Source organism: Halostella pelagica, from assembly GCF_004762015.1.
Lineage (GTDB): Archaea > Halobacteriota > Halobacteria > Halobacteriales > Natronoarchaeaceae > Halostella > Halostella pelagica.
Genome location: NZ_SJES01000001.1, coordinates 507,128 through 522,858, shown reverse-complemented (window position 1 = coordinate 522,858; position 15,731 = coordinate 507,128). Strand labels below are relative to the sequence as shown.

Below are 15,731 nucleotides of genomic sequence, written 5' to 3'. Positions count from 1 at the left end.
TTAATGTATCACGGAGATTATTTATTACGCATCGGTACAGATCCCCGCAAGATGACAGGGGTGTACGCGATACTCGGGGGATCGAGCGGCGCGGGGGCAACAACTACCACGGCGGCGCTGGGGGCGTCGCTCGCGGAGGGACCGCTTCGGGTCGGCATCGTCGACGCCGACCTGGGCGGGGCGGAACTGACAGAGAGCATCGACGTAGCGGTCGACGGACCGACGATCGAGTCGGTCCTGGCGGGGCAGGCGACCCTGCTCGACGCGACGTACAAGCGGTCGAGGGACTTCGCCGTCGTTCCCAGTGCGTCCGACTGCGACTGGCAGCGGAACGCGAACCTGGGGATCGCCGCGGATATCGTCGACGTGGCCCGCCAGCGCTACGACGTGGTGTTGCTCGACGTCGGCGTCAGCGACCGGTTGGAGGCGATGCTGTGGGCGTCACTCGCCGACAGAGCCGTGTTCGCGTCGACGCTCGACGAGGAATCGCTAACGGCCACCGCTGAGGGGCGACAGGCCGTGGAGTATCTAGGGACGCCGGTCGAAGGCGTGATCGTGACCCGAATCGATGCCGGCGTGACGCCGGACCTGTCGGCGATAGAACGCCACGTTTCGACCCCCGTACTCGCCGCACTACCGCACGACGAGAGCGTCGTTGCGAGTTCGGCGGCCGGGGTTCCGGTGATCGAACACGACCCGGACAGCCCGACCGCGGAGACGTACTGGGAGCTGGCGGCGCGCATCGCCGCGGACGACCTGTCCGCGGACCCGATCGTCCCGTCATCGCTGTCAAACGGTCTCGACGAGGGCACGTATCACTCTCCGGGAGCGACGAGTGCGGCGGAGGCGGGGAGCGAACGAGCGTCCGAGACGACGCAGGAAGCCGATCAGCCGACGGCGGCCGCTGCAGGCGGGACGGAGACGGCCGCGGACGGCGAGAACGGCGGTTCGAATCCGGCGTTCGACTGGGTCGATTCGGACGGGTCGGCCGGAGCCAGCGGCGAGGCGGCCGACGCCGAATCCGGTAGGTCCGGCGGCGGAAAGGGCAACTCCGTCGCCGGAGTTTCCGCCGATCAGACCGGACAGACAGCAGGCGACGACGAGGAAGATCCGGTCGCCGCGGCGTTCAAAGACCGGATGCAAAACGCCCGTGAGCAACGCGAGACTGAACGCAGCGAGGAGGTCGGCGAGGAAGGCCTGCTCGACAAGTTCTTCAGCTAAACTACGTCGCCGCGAACGGTCGCGCCCTCCTGCTGTTCGCGCCAGGCGTGAATCTCCTTTGCGGCGGTGTCGGCCTGGTCGGGTTCGAGCCCGAGCATTTCGAGCGATTCCGACAGCGTCGGGAACGGCAGTTCGCTGTTGCGGAGTTTCGAGAGTGCGTCCTCGCTCCGAGTCCCATCGACCCAGAGGCAGGCCCCGCGCGGGTCGAGTATCTCCTCGTAGGCTTCGCGGTCTACCGCCCCGCGCAAGCGCTGCGTGACGTTGTCCTCGAAACTGGCGTTACACACTTCGAGGTGGATCGGTTCGTCCTCGTCTATCAGGTGTGCAGCGAGACATTTCTCCGGCGCGGCGTGACCGTTCGGGTTCGCCCGGAGCAGGTCGGGGTGGTCCTCGGCCCAGTCCGCTCGGACGGACTTGCCGACCCCCTGTATTCCGTGGCTGTCGACGAACTCCCCCTCGCGGTCGCTCTCGCCGTCCAGCAGGATGTCTTTCGTCAGGTAGACGTCGAGGCGTTCGACCGGGTCGAGACCGAGAGCAACGTCCCCGTACACCCACACCTCGCGGACGGGGACGGGCATCCGTTCGCTCTCTACGGCGTCGACGATGGCTTCGACGCGGTCGATGGCGTCGTCGCGGTCCAGTCCGCTCATCGTTTCCCGGTAGTCGCCGGACGCGCAAAACGTCTTCGTGCTGGTCCCGCAGTAGCCGTGCGCGCAGTCACCGGCTTCTGGACGGCGGAGTAGGTCTCCCGCATCGCTTTTGTCGTATTACGGAGAACCCGACCGTATGGAACAGCGCACGTTCGACGACGGCGGAGACGAGGACCTGGTGTTCGTTCTCGGCTGGGGGAACAAACTGTACCACGAGAACGTCCGCTGGCTGATAGACGAACTCACGGGCGCGGGATACCGCGTCCACGCGTTTCGGATCCCGACGGCTATCTCCGACTTCCGGAGCGAGTACCTCGAACCCGTCGCCGAGTTCGTCGCGGAACTGGACGGATACCGCCTGCTCTCGCACAGCACCGGCGGCCTGATCGCGGCCCATCTCGACGGCGCTGACCGGCGGGTCTATCTCAGTCCGTTCTGGGGGTTCCCCGAGGGTGTGCTCGACGTTCTCGGCCCGTTGTTCGCGAAACTCCCGACCAGCGTCGAATTCCTGCCGGCGAACACTGACGCGGAGAACATCGGTGACCTGGCGACCGACCGACAGATAGCGACCGGGGCGAACGCCGCCGCGCCGTCGTGGATACGGGAGTGCCGCGAGGCACAGCGGACCCTTCCGCCCATCGACGACGACGCTGTCGTCTTCTGCACCCTTCGGGACCGGATCGTCAGCACGCGCGCCATCGGAGACCGGGTTCCGCCGGAGCGTATCGTCCTTTACGACGGCGGTCACGAACTGTTTTCCTCGTCGGTGCGCGACCGCCACCTCGACACGCTCCTGGCCGCTCTGGAGGACGGTTCGGCCGCGCTCTCGGCGTGACCGGTGATGCCGCAGTGGCGGGCGGACCAGCGTCGACGACAGCCACCCGCGAACGCGCCGAGGCGAAACCGTGATGGGCGGCGCGAAGGTACGTGTCGGTAATGGACTGCACCAAGTGCGACCGCGAGGCGGTGATGCACGCGGCCTACTCCGGGTCGCACCTCTGCGAGCACCACTTCTGCGAGTCGGTCGAGAGCAGGGCTCGGAGCCGGATCCGCGAGGACAACCTCCTCCCGCGGTCGGCCACGCCGGACGACCCCGAGACGTGGGTGATCGGTCTCTCGGGCGGCAAGGACAGCGTCGTCCTCGCGCAGATCCTCGACCAGACGTTCGCCGAGGACCCCCGCGTCGAGATGATCGCCTTGACCATCCACGAAGGGATCGAGGGCTACCGCGACAAGTCCGTCGATGCCTGCGAGGAACTCGCCGCGGACCTCGGTATCCGCCACGAGATAGTGACCTACGAAGAGGAATTCGACGTGAAGATGGACGAGGTCGTCGAGACGGACCCCGAAAACATGGCCGCCTGCGCGTACTGCGGCGTGTTCCGCCGCGACCTCCTCTCGAAGTACGCCGAGGAGTACGGCGCGACGAAACTCCTGACGGGCCACAACCTGGACGACGAGGCCCAGACGGCACTGATGAACTTCTTTGAAGGCGATATCCCCCAGATGGCGAAGCATTTCGATGCCAGCCTCGGCCCGTTCGGTGACGGCCCCGACACTCGCGGCGAGCAGGCCGATTTCGTCCCCCGCGCCAAACCGCTTCGGGACATCCCCGAGAAGGAGGTCGCCCTGTACGCACACTTGCGTGACCTCCCCGCCCACATCACGGAGTGTCCCCACGCCAGCGAGGCCTACCGCGGCGAGATTCAGGAGTTGCTACTCGACCTCGAAGAGAACCACCCCGGGGCTCGCCACTCGATCATGGCGGGGTACGAGGAGATCGCGGCCATGGCCGCCAGCAAGTACGGCGACGCGAGCGAACGCGACCTGGGAGAGTGCGCGGAGTGTGGCGCGGCGACGACGAGAGAGAAATGTCGAAAGTGTGCTCTCGTGGAATCGGTTCATGCCGTGTAAGACGGACTGTCACCCGACGTTCTCGTTCCGCCGTCTTTCCGGCGAGACAGCCGCCCAGTCCGCCGAAAACGAGCCGATAGGCGACTCCAGCGGCGGCACCCGCCCCCGAGTATGCGTCCGAAGCCCACCGATAGCGTCGCTCGTGGGGTGCGAAATAAAGGGGCCGAAGCCCCACGAGTCTCCGTCGAAAAAACGGGTTATCGGATGACGTCGAGGCCGTTGTTCTGTTCGACCGTTTCCCGGCCGCCGTCGCTCTGTGCGCCGTTGCCGTGAACGGCGTCGTTCCCGAGGTTCTGACTCGCGTCGAAGTCGGATTCGTCGACGCCGTCAAGGCTCTGTCGGGACTTGTTGGCCTGCTTCTGCGTGGTCGGGCCGAGCACCTGCGCGCTCTGGACGCCCGTCATGATCGCCATGACGCGCACCTTGCCCTTGTAGTTCTCCTGAATACGAGCGCCCCAGATAACGTTCGCGCTCGCTTCCAGGCGTTCGGTGATGTTGTTGGCGATACCCTCGGCCTCCTTCAGCGTGAGGTCGGGGCCGCCGGTGATGTGGACGAGTCCGCCGCTCGCGCCGCGGTAATCCACGTCGAGCAGGGGGTGACTCATCGCGTCGTTGACGACCTCCTGGGTCTTGTTCTTGTCCTGAGTCTCCCCGACGAGCATCACCGCGACGCCGCCCTGGTTCATGATCGTCGTCATGTCCGCGTAGTCCAGGTTGATGAGCGACGGTTGAGTGATGGTCTCGCTGATACCTTTCACCGTCTCGGCGATGATCTGGTCCATCACCGAGAAGGCCTTGCCGATCGGGAGGTTCGGAACGTAGTCGAGCAGGCGGTTGTTGTCGAGGACGATGATCGAGTCGGCCTCCTCGCGGAGTTTTTCGAGGCCTTCCTCGGCCTTGACCGTCCGCGCGCGTTCGACGTTAAACGGCGTCGACACCATGCCGACGACGATGGCACCCTGCTCGCTCGCTATCTTCGAGACGACGGGCGCAGCGCCGGTACCGGTGCCGCCACCCATCCCGGCGGTGACGAACACCAGGTCGGCGTCGCCGAGCACTTCCTTGATGGTCCCCTGAGCCATCTCGGTGGCTCGTTCGCCCATCGAGGGGTCGCCACCCGCGCCGAGACCGTTCGTGAGCGACTTGCCCACGAGGATCTTCGTGTCGGCCTCGATCATCTTCAGGTGCTGTTTGTCGGTGTTTATCGCGACGGTCTCCGCTCCGTCGACGCCGATGTTGTACAGGCGATTGACGGTGTTGTTGCCCGCCCCGCCCGCTCCGACGATGACGATCCGCGGGTCGCCGAACTCGTCCCCGTCGGTGTCGACATCCATGTCACGCTTCTCGGCTTCGGCGTTCTCGAGCGCGTCCTGAACGATGTCCTGCATAGTTACACCTTCGCCCAGTTGTGTTTGCTCGAGCTATCCTGGGTCTTCTCGCCCTGCTCGTTGATCATTTCGCGGACGGCCGACCGGATCGCCTCGCTCCGGTTCGGAAACTCCCCCGTCTCGACTAACTGTTCGACCTCGTCGATCTGCTGTTTCGGAATTCGCAGTGTCACACGCTCCATTGTTAGATTCCCCTTTGGTAAGACGGATACGTGCGATTCCCCTCACACGCGTGGTGTCTTACACGTCATAACTCCACGATGGGAGTACGATACTGCCGTATGTTCTCGCCGTGTAAGACGACCGTCTTACGCGAATCAACACACCAGCCGATATGTAATAAAAGTATCGCTGATCGTATGACAACCGGAGAAAACAGCGGCGTAGAGCGCCGATACTGCCGGTCAGGCGGAATCGAGCACGTCGGCGGCCGGCGTCCGACGACCGCAACTGGGACAGAAGGCCCAGTCCGTTCTGAGCTCGTCGCCGCAGTCACAGAACACTCTGTGGGTCGCTTTTTCCCCGCAGTTCGGGCAGTACACGTGGTCCGAACTGACGTTCTCGCCGCACTGGCCGCACGTATTACTTCCGTCGGGGGCCGGGTCGCGAGCGTCGGACGCGTCGCGTTCGTCAGGCGCGGCCGTCTTACGAGCGCCCGCCTGGGACTGTTCGCTCGCCGCGCGGTCCCCGTCGAGTGAGATGTTTACGTTGATGTCCTGTCCGCCGCCGTTCGCTGTCCGCTCCGCCAGTCGCCGCTCGACGAGCGTATCGACCCGTTCCGCGACGATGTCGTCGATGCTCCCGCCCTCCGCGCCGCGGTCGCTCCGCTCCGCGCTCGCGCCGTCCCGGCCCTCGAGATACTCTCGGAGGGCGCGGCGCAACACCTCGCTCTTGGAGGCGTCGAACCGCTCTAACTCGTCGACGAGAGTGTCGTCGGCGCGGAACGTGATCTTGCTCATGCGCGTCTCTCGTCAGACAGATGTAGCGCCACCTATTTCAATCTTCCCGCGATGTCTGACGCTCGTCTGTCGACGTGCGAACCGAATAATAACCCTTAAGTCCAACAGAGGGACTACGTGTAATCGCCTGCCCGCCCTTAGCTCAGACTGGTAGAGCAGTCGACTGTAGATCGACTTGTCCCCCGTTCAAATCGGGGAGGGCGGATTTTCTGTGTCCGAAGCGGGCGCGATGAGGTCCGAAAATTGAACTGAGCCGATTCGAGTCTGGAAGTCACAGCCCGACAGCGTAGCGAGCAGGAATACCTTCCTCAGTTCAAACCGGAGAGCGAACTCCTGTACCCCGCCGCATCACAGTCGATAGATGGCAGTGGATTCTCCCCTAGTTTCGGTCGTATTTGCTCTGAGAGTACTTCAAGCGGCGCGTGAGACTGTGACCCGTACTCGAAGGCCCGGACGAAACCTAAGCAGAATGTCTTTTGGTTGTGAGTTGTGTAATATTATAAATAGCATCTACTCTATTTCCAAGTAACTACCACTAATCTTATTCATCTCGGATAACATCTACTATGAGATGTCAGATAACGGTCCCTCCTCATCCTCATACAGCGGTCTCACCAAACGGAGATACATGCTTGCAGCCGGCGGTTTACTAACAGGTGTTGCTGGCTGTTCACAGATTCAGAACGAGAATACAGAACCCGAAACGGACACGACCAAGATAGCCTCTCCTGAAGAGACGACACCTCCGGAGATCAGTTGGCAGGAACAATGGGTAGAGGGAGAGCAGTACAGTCTTTCGGTGGATGTCGATCTCAAGGACGCCGAAAAGTTACGCTTCGAAACCCAGAATAGTGAAGACGTGGTTGCCGAGTTCTCCCGTTCAGATGGGCGAACTCATTCAACGAAGATCGCGGGGCGTGAGACGGCATACGGATTCATCAGTATGGAGACGATGGTCGAAGCTCTCGTTCCGCGGGAGGGGCCGAACATGAGCGTCGATCTATATCGAGTCAGTTCGGATCAGACGCCTCCAGTGGCGACACACGTCATAAAACTCAATGGCTCAGTCTCACCGGACCTCAAACAGAGTTCTCAGACACAACGAGAGTTCACCCAGACTGCGCACGGGATTAGAACGAACTTCACGCTCCAAGTTCCAGATGTCCTGTATCAGTACTACAAGGATCGGGAGCGCAATCCCAACTATGGAAGCTATGTCTCCGACCGGTTTGATGACAGGTACATCAAGAGTCTGGCTAGCGAATTCGAAGAGTATGGCGAGCAGAACAACCTCTCAGACCGGGAGGTAGTAGACCACGCGATAGCGTTCGTACAAGACTTAGAATATACCAAGGACAAGGTTTCGACTGGATACGACGAGTATCCGAAGTATCCAGTCGAAACGCTTTATGATAAAGGAGGTGACTGCGAAGACACCTGCATTCTCCTTTCCTCTCTGTTAGATCAAATGGGATATGCGACCGTCCTTCTCGTCCTTCGTAACGAGAACCACATGGCGCTTGGGGTTGCCGGAGACGAATCGATCGAGGGTTCCTATTACGATCACGACGGACGACAGTACTACTACGTTGAGACTACCGCCCCCGGTTGGAATGTCGGGGAACTCCCCCCAGATATCGAAGACGACCGAGCCCAAATCGAGTCCGTTGACGCCTATCCGTCTCTCGTCTTCAGTTGGTCGATGACGCCTGAGATCGGGAAGGCAAAGGCCGAGATACAGATATTGAACGCAGGGAAAGCACCTGCTCGAAACGTGGAGTCACAGGTAGAACTGGAGTTGCCGAACGGAAATATAGTGACGAGCGGTCGATCTTCCTCAGTGAATATTGCCCCTCGGGAAAGCAAAACGGTAACAACTACCCTCTACCCTCCGGAGAAACGACTTCGGGCACGAGTCGGGGTATTGATCGACGGTCAGGCCCACGACTACCATGAAACGGAAATAGTCGAACCGATAGAACGAGATGACCTATGAGCAAACGGATCAACGACCGACGGCGACAGACGGAGAAAACAGTTCGGGGAGGGCGGACTTTTCCTGCGAACATCGTGAGCAGTCAAAACTCTCTCCCGAGCCGATCTGAAGCAAGCACCGCGAGACGTGGCTCCCCGTCGAGGTATTCTTCGCCCTTCCCGGTGATCTCGTAGTGACGCCAGTCTTGGGAGACGGGAGCGATGAGACCGGCCCGAGAGAGCGGGATACAGCGTTCTGTCACCCGTCTCTGCGAGGCGCACAGTGAAGCCTCATTGGTGATGTGGGAGGGCGTCGCCGTTCTTCTGCGCGGAGGAACTCCAGCGTAAGATCGTTGAGGACAGATCCGTAACAGCAACCGAACTCCGTTCTGTAAGACGCCGACTTTGAAGCCGCGTCTCCCAATCGTATACGAGGGATCGATGTACTGCTCGTCGACGAGGACCGACGAACGGCGAGTGCGGACCGCCGATAGTTACCGATTACTGGCCAGACGGCCTCGCTCCACTACCGCGCTCCGGCTAGCCAGCCTGCAAGCGCCAGCGTGCCCAGACCGAACGCGCCCGTGATGAGAACTGGTTCCCATTGCGAGGTCCCGACGAGAACGGCCAGCGCGAACAGGAGCGAGAGCGACCCGAGGACGGCGAGAGCGCCGGCCAGTCCGGTCTGCCAGCCGGGGGCGCCGGTTTCGTCCGCCCGCGAGCGGACGGCGGCAGCAGCGACGGCACCGGCCAGCCCCAGGCCGATGAGATACGCGGCGAACAGCACCTCGGAGTAGTCACCGGCGAAGCCGAAGGCCGCCTCCAGTACGCCGAATCCCACGATGACGAGATAGCCCGGTATCTGAAGGGGCGCGAATTCGACGTTGGACGCGAGAGCGTACGACCCGGTGACGACCGCAGTTGCGACCACGGCGTCGCGGACGAACGGGACTCTCCGTTCGGGAAACACGTTCGATACGAAGCGTTCGACGACGAAAACTGTTGCCCTCGTACTCGATCTGCGCTTGAGGATCTGTCACCAGAACGCTGGTGACCCGCTTCGTAGCGTCCGGCGGCGGAGAGTGGTAAACGCCGAACTCGGTCCTGTGACGCGGTTCAGTTCCGCTCGTCGCGAGTGATCGGCGATTGGAACGTGATCCCTCGCGCCCGCAGGAACCAGCGGAGTTCGAGGCCGGTCCACGTCAGACCGGTGAGGACGGCGACGGCAGCCGCGCCGAACTCCGGTCTGCCCATCCACGTCGGACCGACGTAGATGATGGCGTTGACGACCCGAGAGGGCAAGAGTCCGCGGACGACGTCGGAGACGGTTTCGAAGATGCCGAGACTGAACCCGCCTCCGCCCCCGTCATCGCCGGCGGTCCGGGAGTCGAGACCGAGGGCCGTCGCGCTCTGTCCTCCTGCGCTCTCGTCGCCGGTCCCGAGGCGTTCGGCGTCGTACGGGTGCGAGAGTTCGACCTGCCAGACGATGTCGCCGGACTCGTTCACTTCGATCACGCGCTTGCCGTTCGTGTCGGTGATGAGCGTGTTGCCGTTCGGCAGGCGGTCGGCGTCGCGGGGCCACTGCATGCGCTCGTCGGACCACACCCAGGTACGGTTCCAGGAACCGTCCTCGCGCTGGAACTCCTGGACGCGTGCGTTCTCGGAGTCCGCGACGATGACGGCGGGGCCGCCGCGCTCTTCGGGGATGTAGTCGGGGTTGTGCTGTTCGTACTGGATGTCGTGGTTACCCTCCTCGCCGAGCGTCCAGTTCTTCTGCATGCCGGTCTCGGGGTCGATGAAGACGACCTGGTCCTGGTTTCGCAGACTGGCCATGACGCGGCCGTCGTTCAGGACTTCCACGTCGTTGAGATGCGCCCAGTCCCCGGGGTACGGACCGCCCTCTTCGACGGGGAACTCGCTTTGGGCTTCCCAGGTCCACTCTATCATCTCCGTTTCGGTGTCGACCATGTACACCTCGTCGTCGACCATGTCCGCGAGCACGACGTGGGACTCGTTGACTCGGTCGGCGTCGTGCCACTCGGCGGCGTTCTCTTCCGGAACGTAGCGGACGTACAGTTCAGTGACCTCGCCCGTCGTGAGATTCGCCCGCTCGATGACGTTTCTGGCACACGGCGGGTCCTGACACCGCGGTCCTGCGGTGTGAATGGTGTCGGTCGCAACGTACTCCACGGTCATCGACTCCCCTTCCACGGGATCGACGTCGAAATACTTCGTGTGCGTGTTGTTGTAGTACGCGACGCTCCCGTTCGGCGCGTAGGCGATTATCGTGCCGAATTTGGCTGATTCAGTGACGACAGTGTGGTTCTCCGTCGGCGGGGCCTCGGGGACGCCGTCTTCGGTTGCGGTCGTGACCCCCGTCACGGCACCGTACGCCAGGTATGCTCCGCAGAGGATAACGATGACGAGAAACGCGATGCGAAGCCGTCGACGCGTGACCCTCGAACGGATCCGGTCGAACGGGGAGGAGTCAGCGGTTTCACCGTCCATACCTACCCCTCAAACGGGACTCTAAAAGAACTGTCCACTTCGGGTGAGTCTCGTGTGCGTTTCCGATCCGTGATAGCAGTCGATATCCGGAGCGGTCGTAGATGTCGCAGTATTTCGGAGACTTGCGAAACGCTTCGACCTCGTTATAATCAGTTCGTAATGTCGCTCCAGTCGACTCGTTCGACCCGGAACCCACCGCAGGAGGGACAGACTTGATGCTGTAACTCGAACGGCTTCCCACAGCCTTTGCATTCGTACGTGTGATCCGGGGTTTCACTCCGGAACACCTGCCGCAAGTTCTCGAATACGCTCATTCGCCAGTCCTCCCGTAAGTGTTCTCACACGATCCCGTCTGATATAAGAGGGCATTTTCGTTCAATCGGCTAAGGGTGTCCATTACTGGGGTCGATTGACGTTCATTCTGGCGGACGGGACTATCCAGTGGCTACGGTCGTACAGCGACACGTGTCGACGCCCACGGTTTAGCGTCACGAGTCCGAGCGGCTACCCGCGAGATCGGTGCGCCGGGCCGTCGTAGCGTTCGTTTACTCGGACGGTTTCGCGTTCGCGGAAGTCGTGTCCACTCGTATCGGGAACTGGATCGGCCGCGAAACGGTGGTAAGCAGGAACTTTGTTGCGGACAGATCGGTTCTTCGGATCGGAACTCCGTCCGAGGCGAACCACTGATAGAGTCGACGGACGGCCATCTCACAAGGGCAGGACGGCCTGATAGGAACTGTGTGAATTCGCATTCGGATACCAGTCCGACTTCCGGATCTCGTACTGTTCTCTCACCTACCGGACGTATTTGGATGCTGTCAGCTATCGCCTGTGAGCGGATACCCAGTAGCGACACTACTGGAGACAATCAGGACAAACAGTGTGGTGAAATCCGCTGCGGTTACAGTCCGGTTCGCGCTTCGATCTGTTCTCGTCCCGCGCCGTTTTTGACTGCGGTCGCGCCGACGCAGTCGAGACAACCGTACACCTCGTCTTCGTTTCCGCCGAACACTCTAACGAAATCCGGTGTTACGAACGAACCACAGTTGTTACATTTGGGCATTCTAATTCACCCTGCCAGCGACAACTCACAGTATGGGCATAGTTATACACTGGATACTGCCGATTAAACTGTGCCTTACGACCTGATCTGTTGCCGAAAGTGACAGTAGTAGAATTGGTTCTGGCGATACTGATCCACATATACTCTATATCACACTATATATTATTCCTTACTGTTAATATGTAGAATAATACTACTGTCGGGCTGTCCTAAATGTGGACTGCGGTCGCCGATAGCGCAAAGCGAACCCCTTTACCTGCCGGGCCTCTTGGTGTGATATGGACTACGAAGCTAGCCTCGACCGCGCCCTCGACGCGGTCCCTGATTACACCGGCTCCGACGAACGACTGTCGGTGCCCGACGCAGAGGCCCAGAAAGACGGCGCGTTCACGCGACTCACGAACCTCGGCGCTGTCGCAGACGCGCTCTCGCGCGACCCGGAACATCTACACAGCGTCATCCAGCGCGAACTCGGTACGGCCGGTCAGTTCGACGACGGCCGCGCGCGGTACAACGGATCGTTTACCGGCAGCGACTTCGACGCCGCGATCGACAGTTACATCGACGAGTTCGTCACCTGTTCGCAGTGTGGACTCCCCGACACCAAACTGACGATGGAGGACCGAACCCAGATGCTCCGCTGTGAAGCCTGCGGTGCGTTCCGACCGGTCACGAAGCGGTCGAACACCGAGACTACGCAGAACCGCGATGCGGTCGAGGAGGGTCAAACCTACGAGGTCAAGATCACCGGCACCGGTCGCAAGGGCGACGGCGTCGCCGAGAAGGGCAAGTACACAATCTTCGTCCCGGGCACGCAGGAGGGCCAGGTCGTGAACATCTACATCAAAAACATCAGCGGCAATCTCGCGTTCGCCCGCCTCGCGAACTGACGCCGGTTCGCTTTTCGACTTCAGAGGCCCCTGCCGTGCGCTCTCTCGTGTATTTTCCGCTCGATAGCGATGTCCGTACCGTCGGGAGAGCGAGGCGCCGAAAGAGGACGCCCGTGCACCGGGTTCTGATTCCTGTAAACGGTGAGTTCTTGTGCTCTTGGTCACGGGGTCCCTGATTGCCGGACGCTGCCCGAGGGTGGGATTCTAGGGCACAAGTGAGTGATGTCGGACGGGAACGTTCGCTGCTGGTCGTCAACCGGTCCTGTTCGCCGGATACCGCACGCCGAACTCGCGTTCGAGAACGTCATCCCACTCCTCTGGGGCGACCGGTTTCTCGCGGGATTCGCCGCCGGTCCTCTCGGTGAACGTCTCCGTCGAGAGCCGTTTGTACCCTCGCGTGCTCGCGATAGCGACGACGGGATCGCCGGTAAACGGCGATTCAGGCGCGCTCTGGAGGTATTCGCAGGTCGCCTCGAAAAAGCCAGGGGGCCGCGGGCGGTCGCGAAACACGTACCGGTCGGTCCATCCGTCGTCACCCTGTTCCTGGTACTGCGTTAGATACTCCGCGTCGGGGCGGTCGCTCTCGACGACGCGCCACTCGACGTCGGCGGCGTCGGCGACGACAGTCCCGTCGAGGGGGACCGGACGCCGGATCTGGGGGGTCCCCGTTCCGACGTCCGTCACGTACCGTCGGTCGAACTCGACGACGTGAGTGAGGTGATTCGCCGGCGGGCGGGCCGTGCCGTCGTTGACGACGCGGGCGGCGACGCGGTCCGCATCGAACCCGAGTTCGCCGAGGAGCCACCCGAACAGGCCGTTGAGTTCGTAACAGAAGCCGCCCCGGCGGCGTTCGACGACCTTCTCGTAGAGGTGGGCCCGGTCGAGCGAGACCCCCTCGCCGTCGGGATTCGCGGTTCCGTCCGGTCGCTCGTTGGGAGCGCCCGCTCCGCTCGACTTCCGGTCTCCGAACGGATGTCCGGTGATAGATAGCGTCTCGAACGGGACCGCGGTGACGTGTGCCTCCTGAAGTCGTTCGAGCGACTCGCGGTCGGGACGCGGGATATCCGTCGCGCCGAGGCCGATCCGTTCGAGGTAGCGTTCGGAATTCATCTGTCGCGGTCAGTCGACGGTCGCGGGGTCTGCCGGGGCCCGAGTGGCCTCGGGGTAGCGCTCGACACCCGCGTACCGGACCAGTTTCTCGCCTAACTCGCGGACGCGGCGCTCGACGTCGCCGTCGCGTATCTCGTCGTCACCGACCGTCGATCCCGAGTTCGGGATGGCGACCTGCTGTGGCAGCGGCCACGCGTCGAGCGTAAGAGCGACCTCCCGCAGGTGTTCGAGCGTCGCTCGCGGAAACCCACCGCCGGCAACGGCCAGTGCGGCGGTTGTCGTTCCGTCGAAGTCGGCGCGCTTGCAGTAATCGAGGGCGTTCTTCAGCGATCCCGAGAAGGACCCGTGGTACACAGGCGTTCCGAAGAGGACGGCGTCCGCCTCGCGGACGCTCCGCCGGAGCGACTCCGCGTCGCTCGCGTCGGCACCGTCCCACCCGTACGGCAGGAGTTCGTGGTCGCGGAGGTCGATCAGTTCAGTCGTCGCGCCCGCGGCCGCCGCCGCGTCCAGCGCGGTCCGTAGCGCGACTCGTGTCTTGCTGTCGTCGTTCAGGCTTCCGCACACCGCGACGACATGTGGATTCCTCGGCATCGGTCTCTACTCCGTACTACCGACGATACCCACTAAAGCGCTCCCTGAAACGAATTTTTGATCGATATTTTATATCAACCCGACGAAAAAAGTGACAGCGTCCGCGGTCACTGCGAACCGGACGCGGAACGGTCAACCGTCCGCCGAAAGCGCGTTGCGGACGGGTGCTATCAGGCCTCGTCGAACAGTTCCTCGCCCTCGACCATGTGCTGCTCGACGGCGTCCATGTCGAGCGTCACGCCGAGTCCGGGTTCCTCCGGGATCTCGATGTATCCGTCCTCGATGACCGTCTCCTCGACGAGGTCCTCCCACCAGCCGAGTTCGTAACTGTGGTACTCGACGGCGAGCGAGTTGGGGATGGCCGCGCCGACGTGGGCCGAAGCCATCGTCGCGACGGGCGAGGAGACGTTGTGCATCGCGACTGGGATGTAATACTGGTTCGCGGCGTCTGCGATCTTCCGGGTTTCGCGCATGCCGCCGACCTTCGGCATGTCCGGGGCGATCATGTCGACGGCCTGGTTCTCGATGAGGCGGCGCTCCTCCGTGACGCGGTAGCGGTTCTCACCGACGGTGATCGGCGTCGTCGTCGATTTCGTCACTTCCTCCTGTACGTCTAAGTTCTCCGGCGGGACCGGGTCTTCGAGCCACCAGACGTCGTACTCCTCCAGCGCCGCGGTGAGACGCTTGGCTGACCCGGCGGAGAACGTCCAGTGGCAGTCGAAGGCCACGTCGGCGCGGTTCTTGACGCGCTCGGTTACTTTCTCGACGATCTCGACCTTGTGTCGGACCTCGGGCGGGCGGAGGTGTCGATTCGCGCGGTCTTTCTCGTGCCCGCTCGGTACGTCGAGGTCGAACTTCAGCGCGTCGTAGCCGAGTTCCTCGACGACGCGTTCCGCCTCGTCGGCGCAGGCGTCCGGGTCGGCCTCCTGTTCGGTGTGACAGTCGCAGTAGACGCGCATCTCGTCGCGGTACTTCCCGCCGAGCAACTGGTAGGCCGGCACGTCGAGGATCTTGCCGGCCAGGTCGTGCAAGGCCACTTCGATCCCCGAGATGGCCGTGACTGTGACGCCTTCGACGGAGCCCTCGCCGGACATCTTCTGGATCAGGTGTTCGAAGAGGCGGTCGATGTCGAGGGGGTTCTCGCCGACGACGAACGGTTTCATCCGCTCGATGAGTTCGGGAACGCCGGCCCCCCAGTACGCCTCGCCCGTGCCGACGATGCCCGCGTCCGTGTAGACGCGAACGAGCGTCCACGGGAAGTTCCCGTCGACCATCGTCGTCTGAACGTCCGTGATCTCGACGTCGCGCCCGCCGCCGCGTTCTCTCGTCACTCCCATCTCCGGCGCGGAGAGTTCGCGCATCGTGTACTCCGCGTTCGGGTCGTGCAGGTCCGAGTAGTCGATCCCCATGGTGGATCGTTTACTCACGCGGAAGTAAAGGTTTGAGATACGCGTCCGGGACAG

Annotated in this window: 15 protein-coding genes and 1 tRNA gene; 6 read left to right on the top strand and 10 right to left on the bottom strand. The window is 62.4% G+C overall.

Annotated features, from left to right (window positions below):
* The first annotated feature begins 51 nt into the window (after positions 1-51).
* Positions 52-1,221 (top strand): MinD/ParA family ATP-binding protein, encoded by a 1,170-nt coding sequence (locus EYW42_RS02605; RefSeq protein WP_161972901.1) that lies wholly within the window; start codon positions 52-54, stop codon positions 1,219-1,221.
* Here the strand turns inward: EYW42_RS02605 and EYW42_RS02600 are convergent.
* Positions 1,218-1,871, bottom strand: a complete 654-nt coding sequence (locus EYW42_RS02600; protein ID WP_135533695.1) for a DUF7095 family protein — start codon at positions 1,869-1,871, stop codon at positions 1,218-1,220. The genes EYW42_RS02605 and EYW42_RS02600 overlap by 4 nt on opposite strands.
* Before the next feature lie 136 nt (positions 1,872-2,007).
* On the opposite strand from EYW42_RS02600, the gene EYW42_RS02595 reads away from it, so the two are divergent.
* Together EYW42_RS02595 and ncsA are read left to right on the top strand one after the other, a co-directional pair.
* Positions 2,008-2,706 carry an alpha/beta fold hydrolase gene (locus EYW42_RS02595; protein ID WP_135533694.1) on the top strand — a complete coding sequence of 233 codons (699 nt, stop codon included), beginning with the start codon at positions 2,008-2,010 and terminating at the stop codon, positions 2,704-2,706.
* Positions 2,707-2,807: 101 nt separating this feature from the next.
* Complete coding sequence (ncsA, locus tag EYW42_RS02590) at positions 2,808-3,785, top strand: tRNA 2-thiolation protein NcsA (protein WP_135533693.1); 978 nt, start codon at positions 2,808-2,810, stop codon at positions 3,783-3,785.
* 197 nt (positions 3,786-3,982) lie between these two features.
* Here the strand turns inward: ncsA and ftsZ are convergent, their stop codons facing one another.
* The 3 genes from ftsZ to EYW42_RS02575 all read right to left on the bottom strand — a co-directional run bounded on the left by ftsZ (position 3,983) and on the right by EYW42_RS02575 (position 6,132).
* A complete protein-coding gene (ftsZ, locus tag EYW42_RS02585) occupies positions 3,983-5,173 on the bottom strand; it encodes a cell division protein FtsZ (RefSeq protein ID WP_135533692.1) in 1,191 nt (396 codons plus the stop codon).
* 2 nt (positions 5,174-5,175) lie between these two features.
* Complete coding sequence (locus EYW42_RS02580) at positions 5,176-5,355, bottom strand: ribbon-helix-helix domain-containing protein (protein WP_135533691.1); 180 nt, start codon at positions 5,353-5,355, stop codon at positions 5,176-5,178.
* A 222-nt stretch (positions 5,356-5,577) separates the two neighbouring features.
* Positions 5,578-6,132 (bottom strand): double zinc ribbon domain-containing protein, encoded by a 555-nt coding sequence (locus tag EYW42_RS02575; RefSeq protein ID WP_135533690.1) that lies wholly within the window; start codon positions 6,130-6,132, stop codon positions 5,578-5,580.
* A 131-nt stretch (positions 6,133-6,263) separates the two neighbouring features.
* On the opposite strand from EYW42_RS02575, the gene EYW42_RS02570 reads away from it, so the two are divergent.
* Together EYW42_RS02570 and EYW42_RS02565 are read left to right on the top strand one after the other, a co-directional pair.
* Positions 6,264-6,337: transfer RNA gene (locus EYW42_RS02570), tRNA-Tyr, on the top strand.
* 366 nt (positions 6,338-6,703) lie between these two features.
* On the top strand, positions 6,704-8,128 hold the full coding sequence (locus EYW42_RS02565; RefSeq protein ID WP_135533689.1) for a hypothetical protein: 1,425 nt from the start codon (positions 6,704-6,706) through the stop codon (positions 8,126-8,128).
* A 504-nt stretch (positions 8,129-8,632) separates the two neighbouring features.
* Here EYW42_RS02565 and EYW42_RS02560 read toward each other — a convergent pair.
* The 3 genes from EYW42_RS02560 to EYW42_RS19675 form a co-directional block, all read right to left on the bottom strand.
* Positions 8,633-9,076, bottom strand: coding sequence for a hypothetical protein (locus EYW42_RS02560; RefSeq protein ID WP_135533688.1), 444 nt, complete (start codon positions 9,074-9,076; stop codon positions 8,633-8,635).
* Positions 9,077-9,222: 146 nt separating this feature from the next.
* Positions 9,223-10,614, bottom strand: a complete 1,392-nt coding sequence (locus EYW42_RS02555) for an arylsulfotransferase family protein (protein ID WP_135533687.1) — start codon at positions 10,612-10,614, stop codon at positions 9,223-9,225.
* Between the two features lie 901 nt (positions 10,615-11,515).
* Positions 11,516-11,677 carry a DUF7563 family protein gene (locus EYW42_RS19675; RefSeq protein WP_202613786.1) on the bottom strand — a complete coding sequence of 54 codons (162 nt, stop codon included), beginning with the start codon at positions 11,675-11,677 and terminating at the stop codon, positions 11,516-11,518.
* Positions 11,678-11,955: 278 nt separating this feature from the next.
* On the opposite strand from EYW42_RS19675, the gene EYW42_RS02545 reads away from it, so the two are divergent.
* Positions 11,956-12,567, top strand: coding sequence for a translation initiation factor IF-2 subunit beta (locus EYW42_RS02545; RefSeq protein ID WP_135533685.1), 612 nt, complete (start codon positions 11,956-11,958; stop codon positions 12,565-12,567).
* Between the two features lie 252 nt (positions 12,568-12,819).
* Here the strand turns inward: EYW42_RS02545 and EYW42_RS02540 are convergent, their stop codons facing one another.
* From EYW42_RS02540 to EYW42_RS02530, 3 genes are all read right to left on the bottom strand, one after another.
* A complete protein-coding gene (locus EYW42_RS02540) occupies positions 12,820-13,677 on the bottom strand; it encodes an arylamine N-acetyltransferase family protein (protein ID WP_135533684.1) in 858 nt (285 codons plus the stop codon).
* 9 nt (positions 13,678-13,686) lie between these two features.
* The gene (locus tag EYW42_RS02535) at positions 13,687-14,268 is read right to left on the bottom strand and encodes an NADPH-dependent FMN reductase (RefSeq protein WP_135533683.1); all 582 of its coding nucleotides are present in this window, start codon (positions 14,266-14,268) and stop codon (positions 13,687-13,689) included.
* Positions 14,269-14,438: 170 nt separating this feature from the next.
* Positions 14,439-15,677, bottom strand: coding sequence for a mandelate racemase/muconate lactonizing enzyme family protein (locus EYW42_RS02530; RefSeq protein ID WP_135533682.1), 1,239 nt, complete (start codon positions 15,675-15,677; stop codon positions 14,439-14,441).
* Between the last annotated feature and the right edge of the window lie 54 nt (positions 15,678-15,731).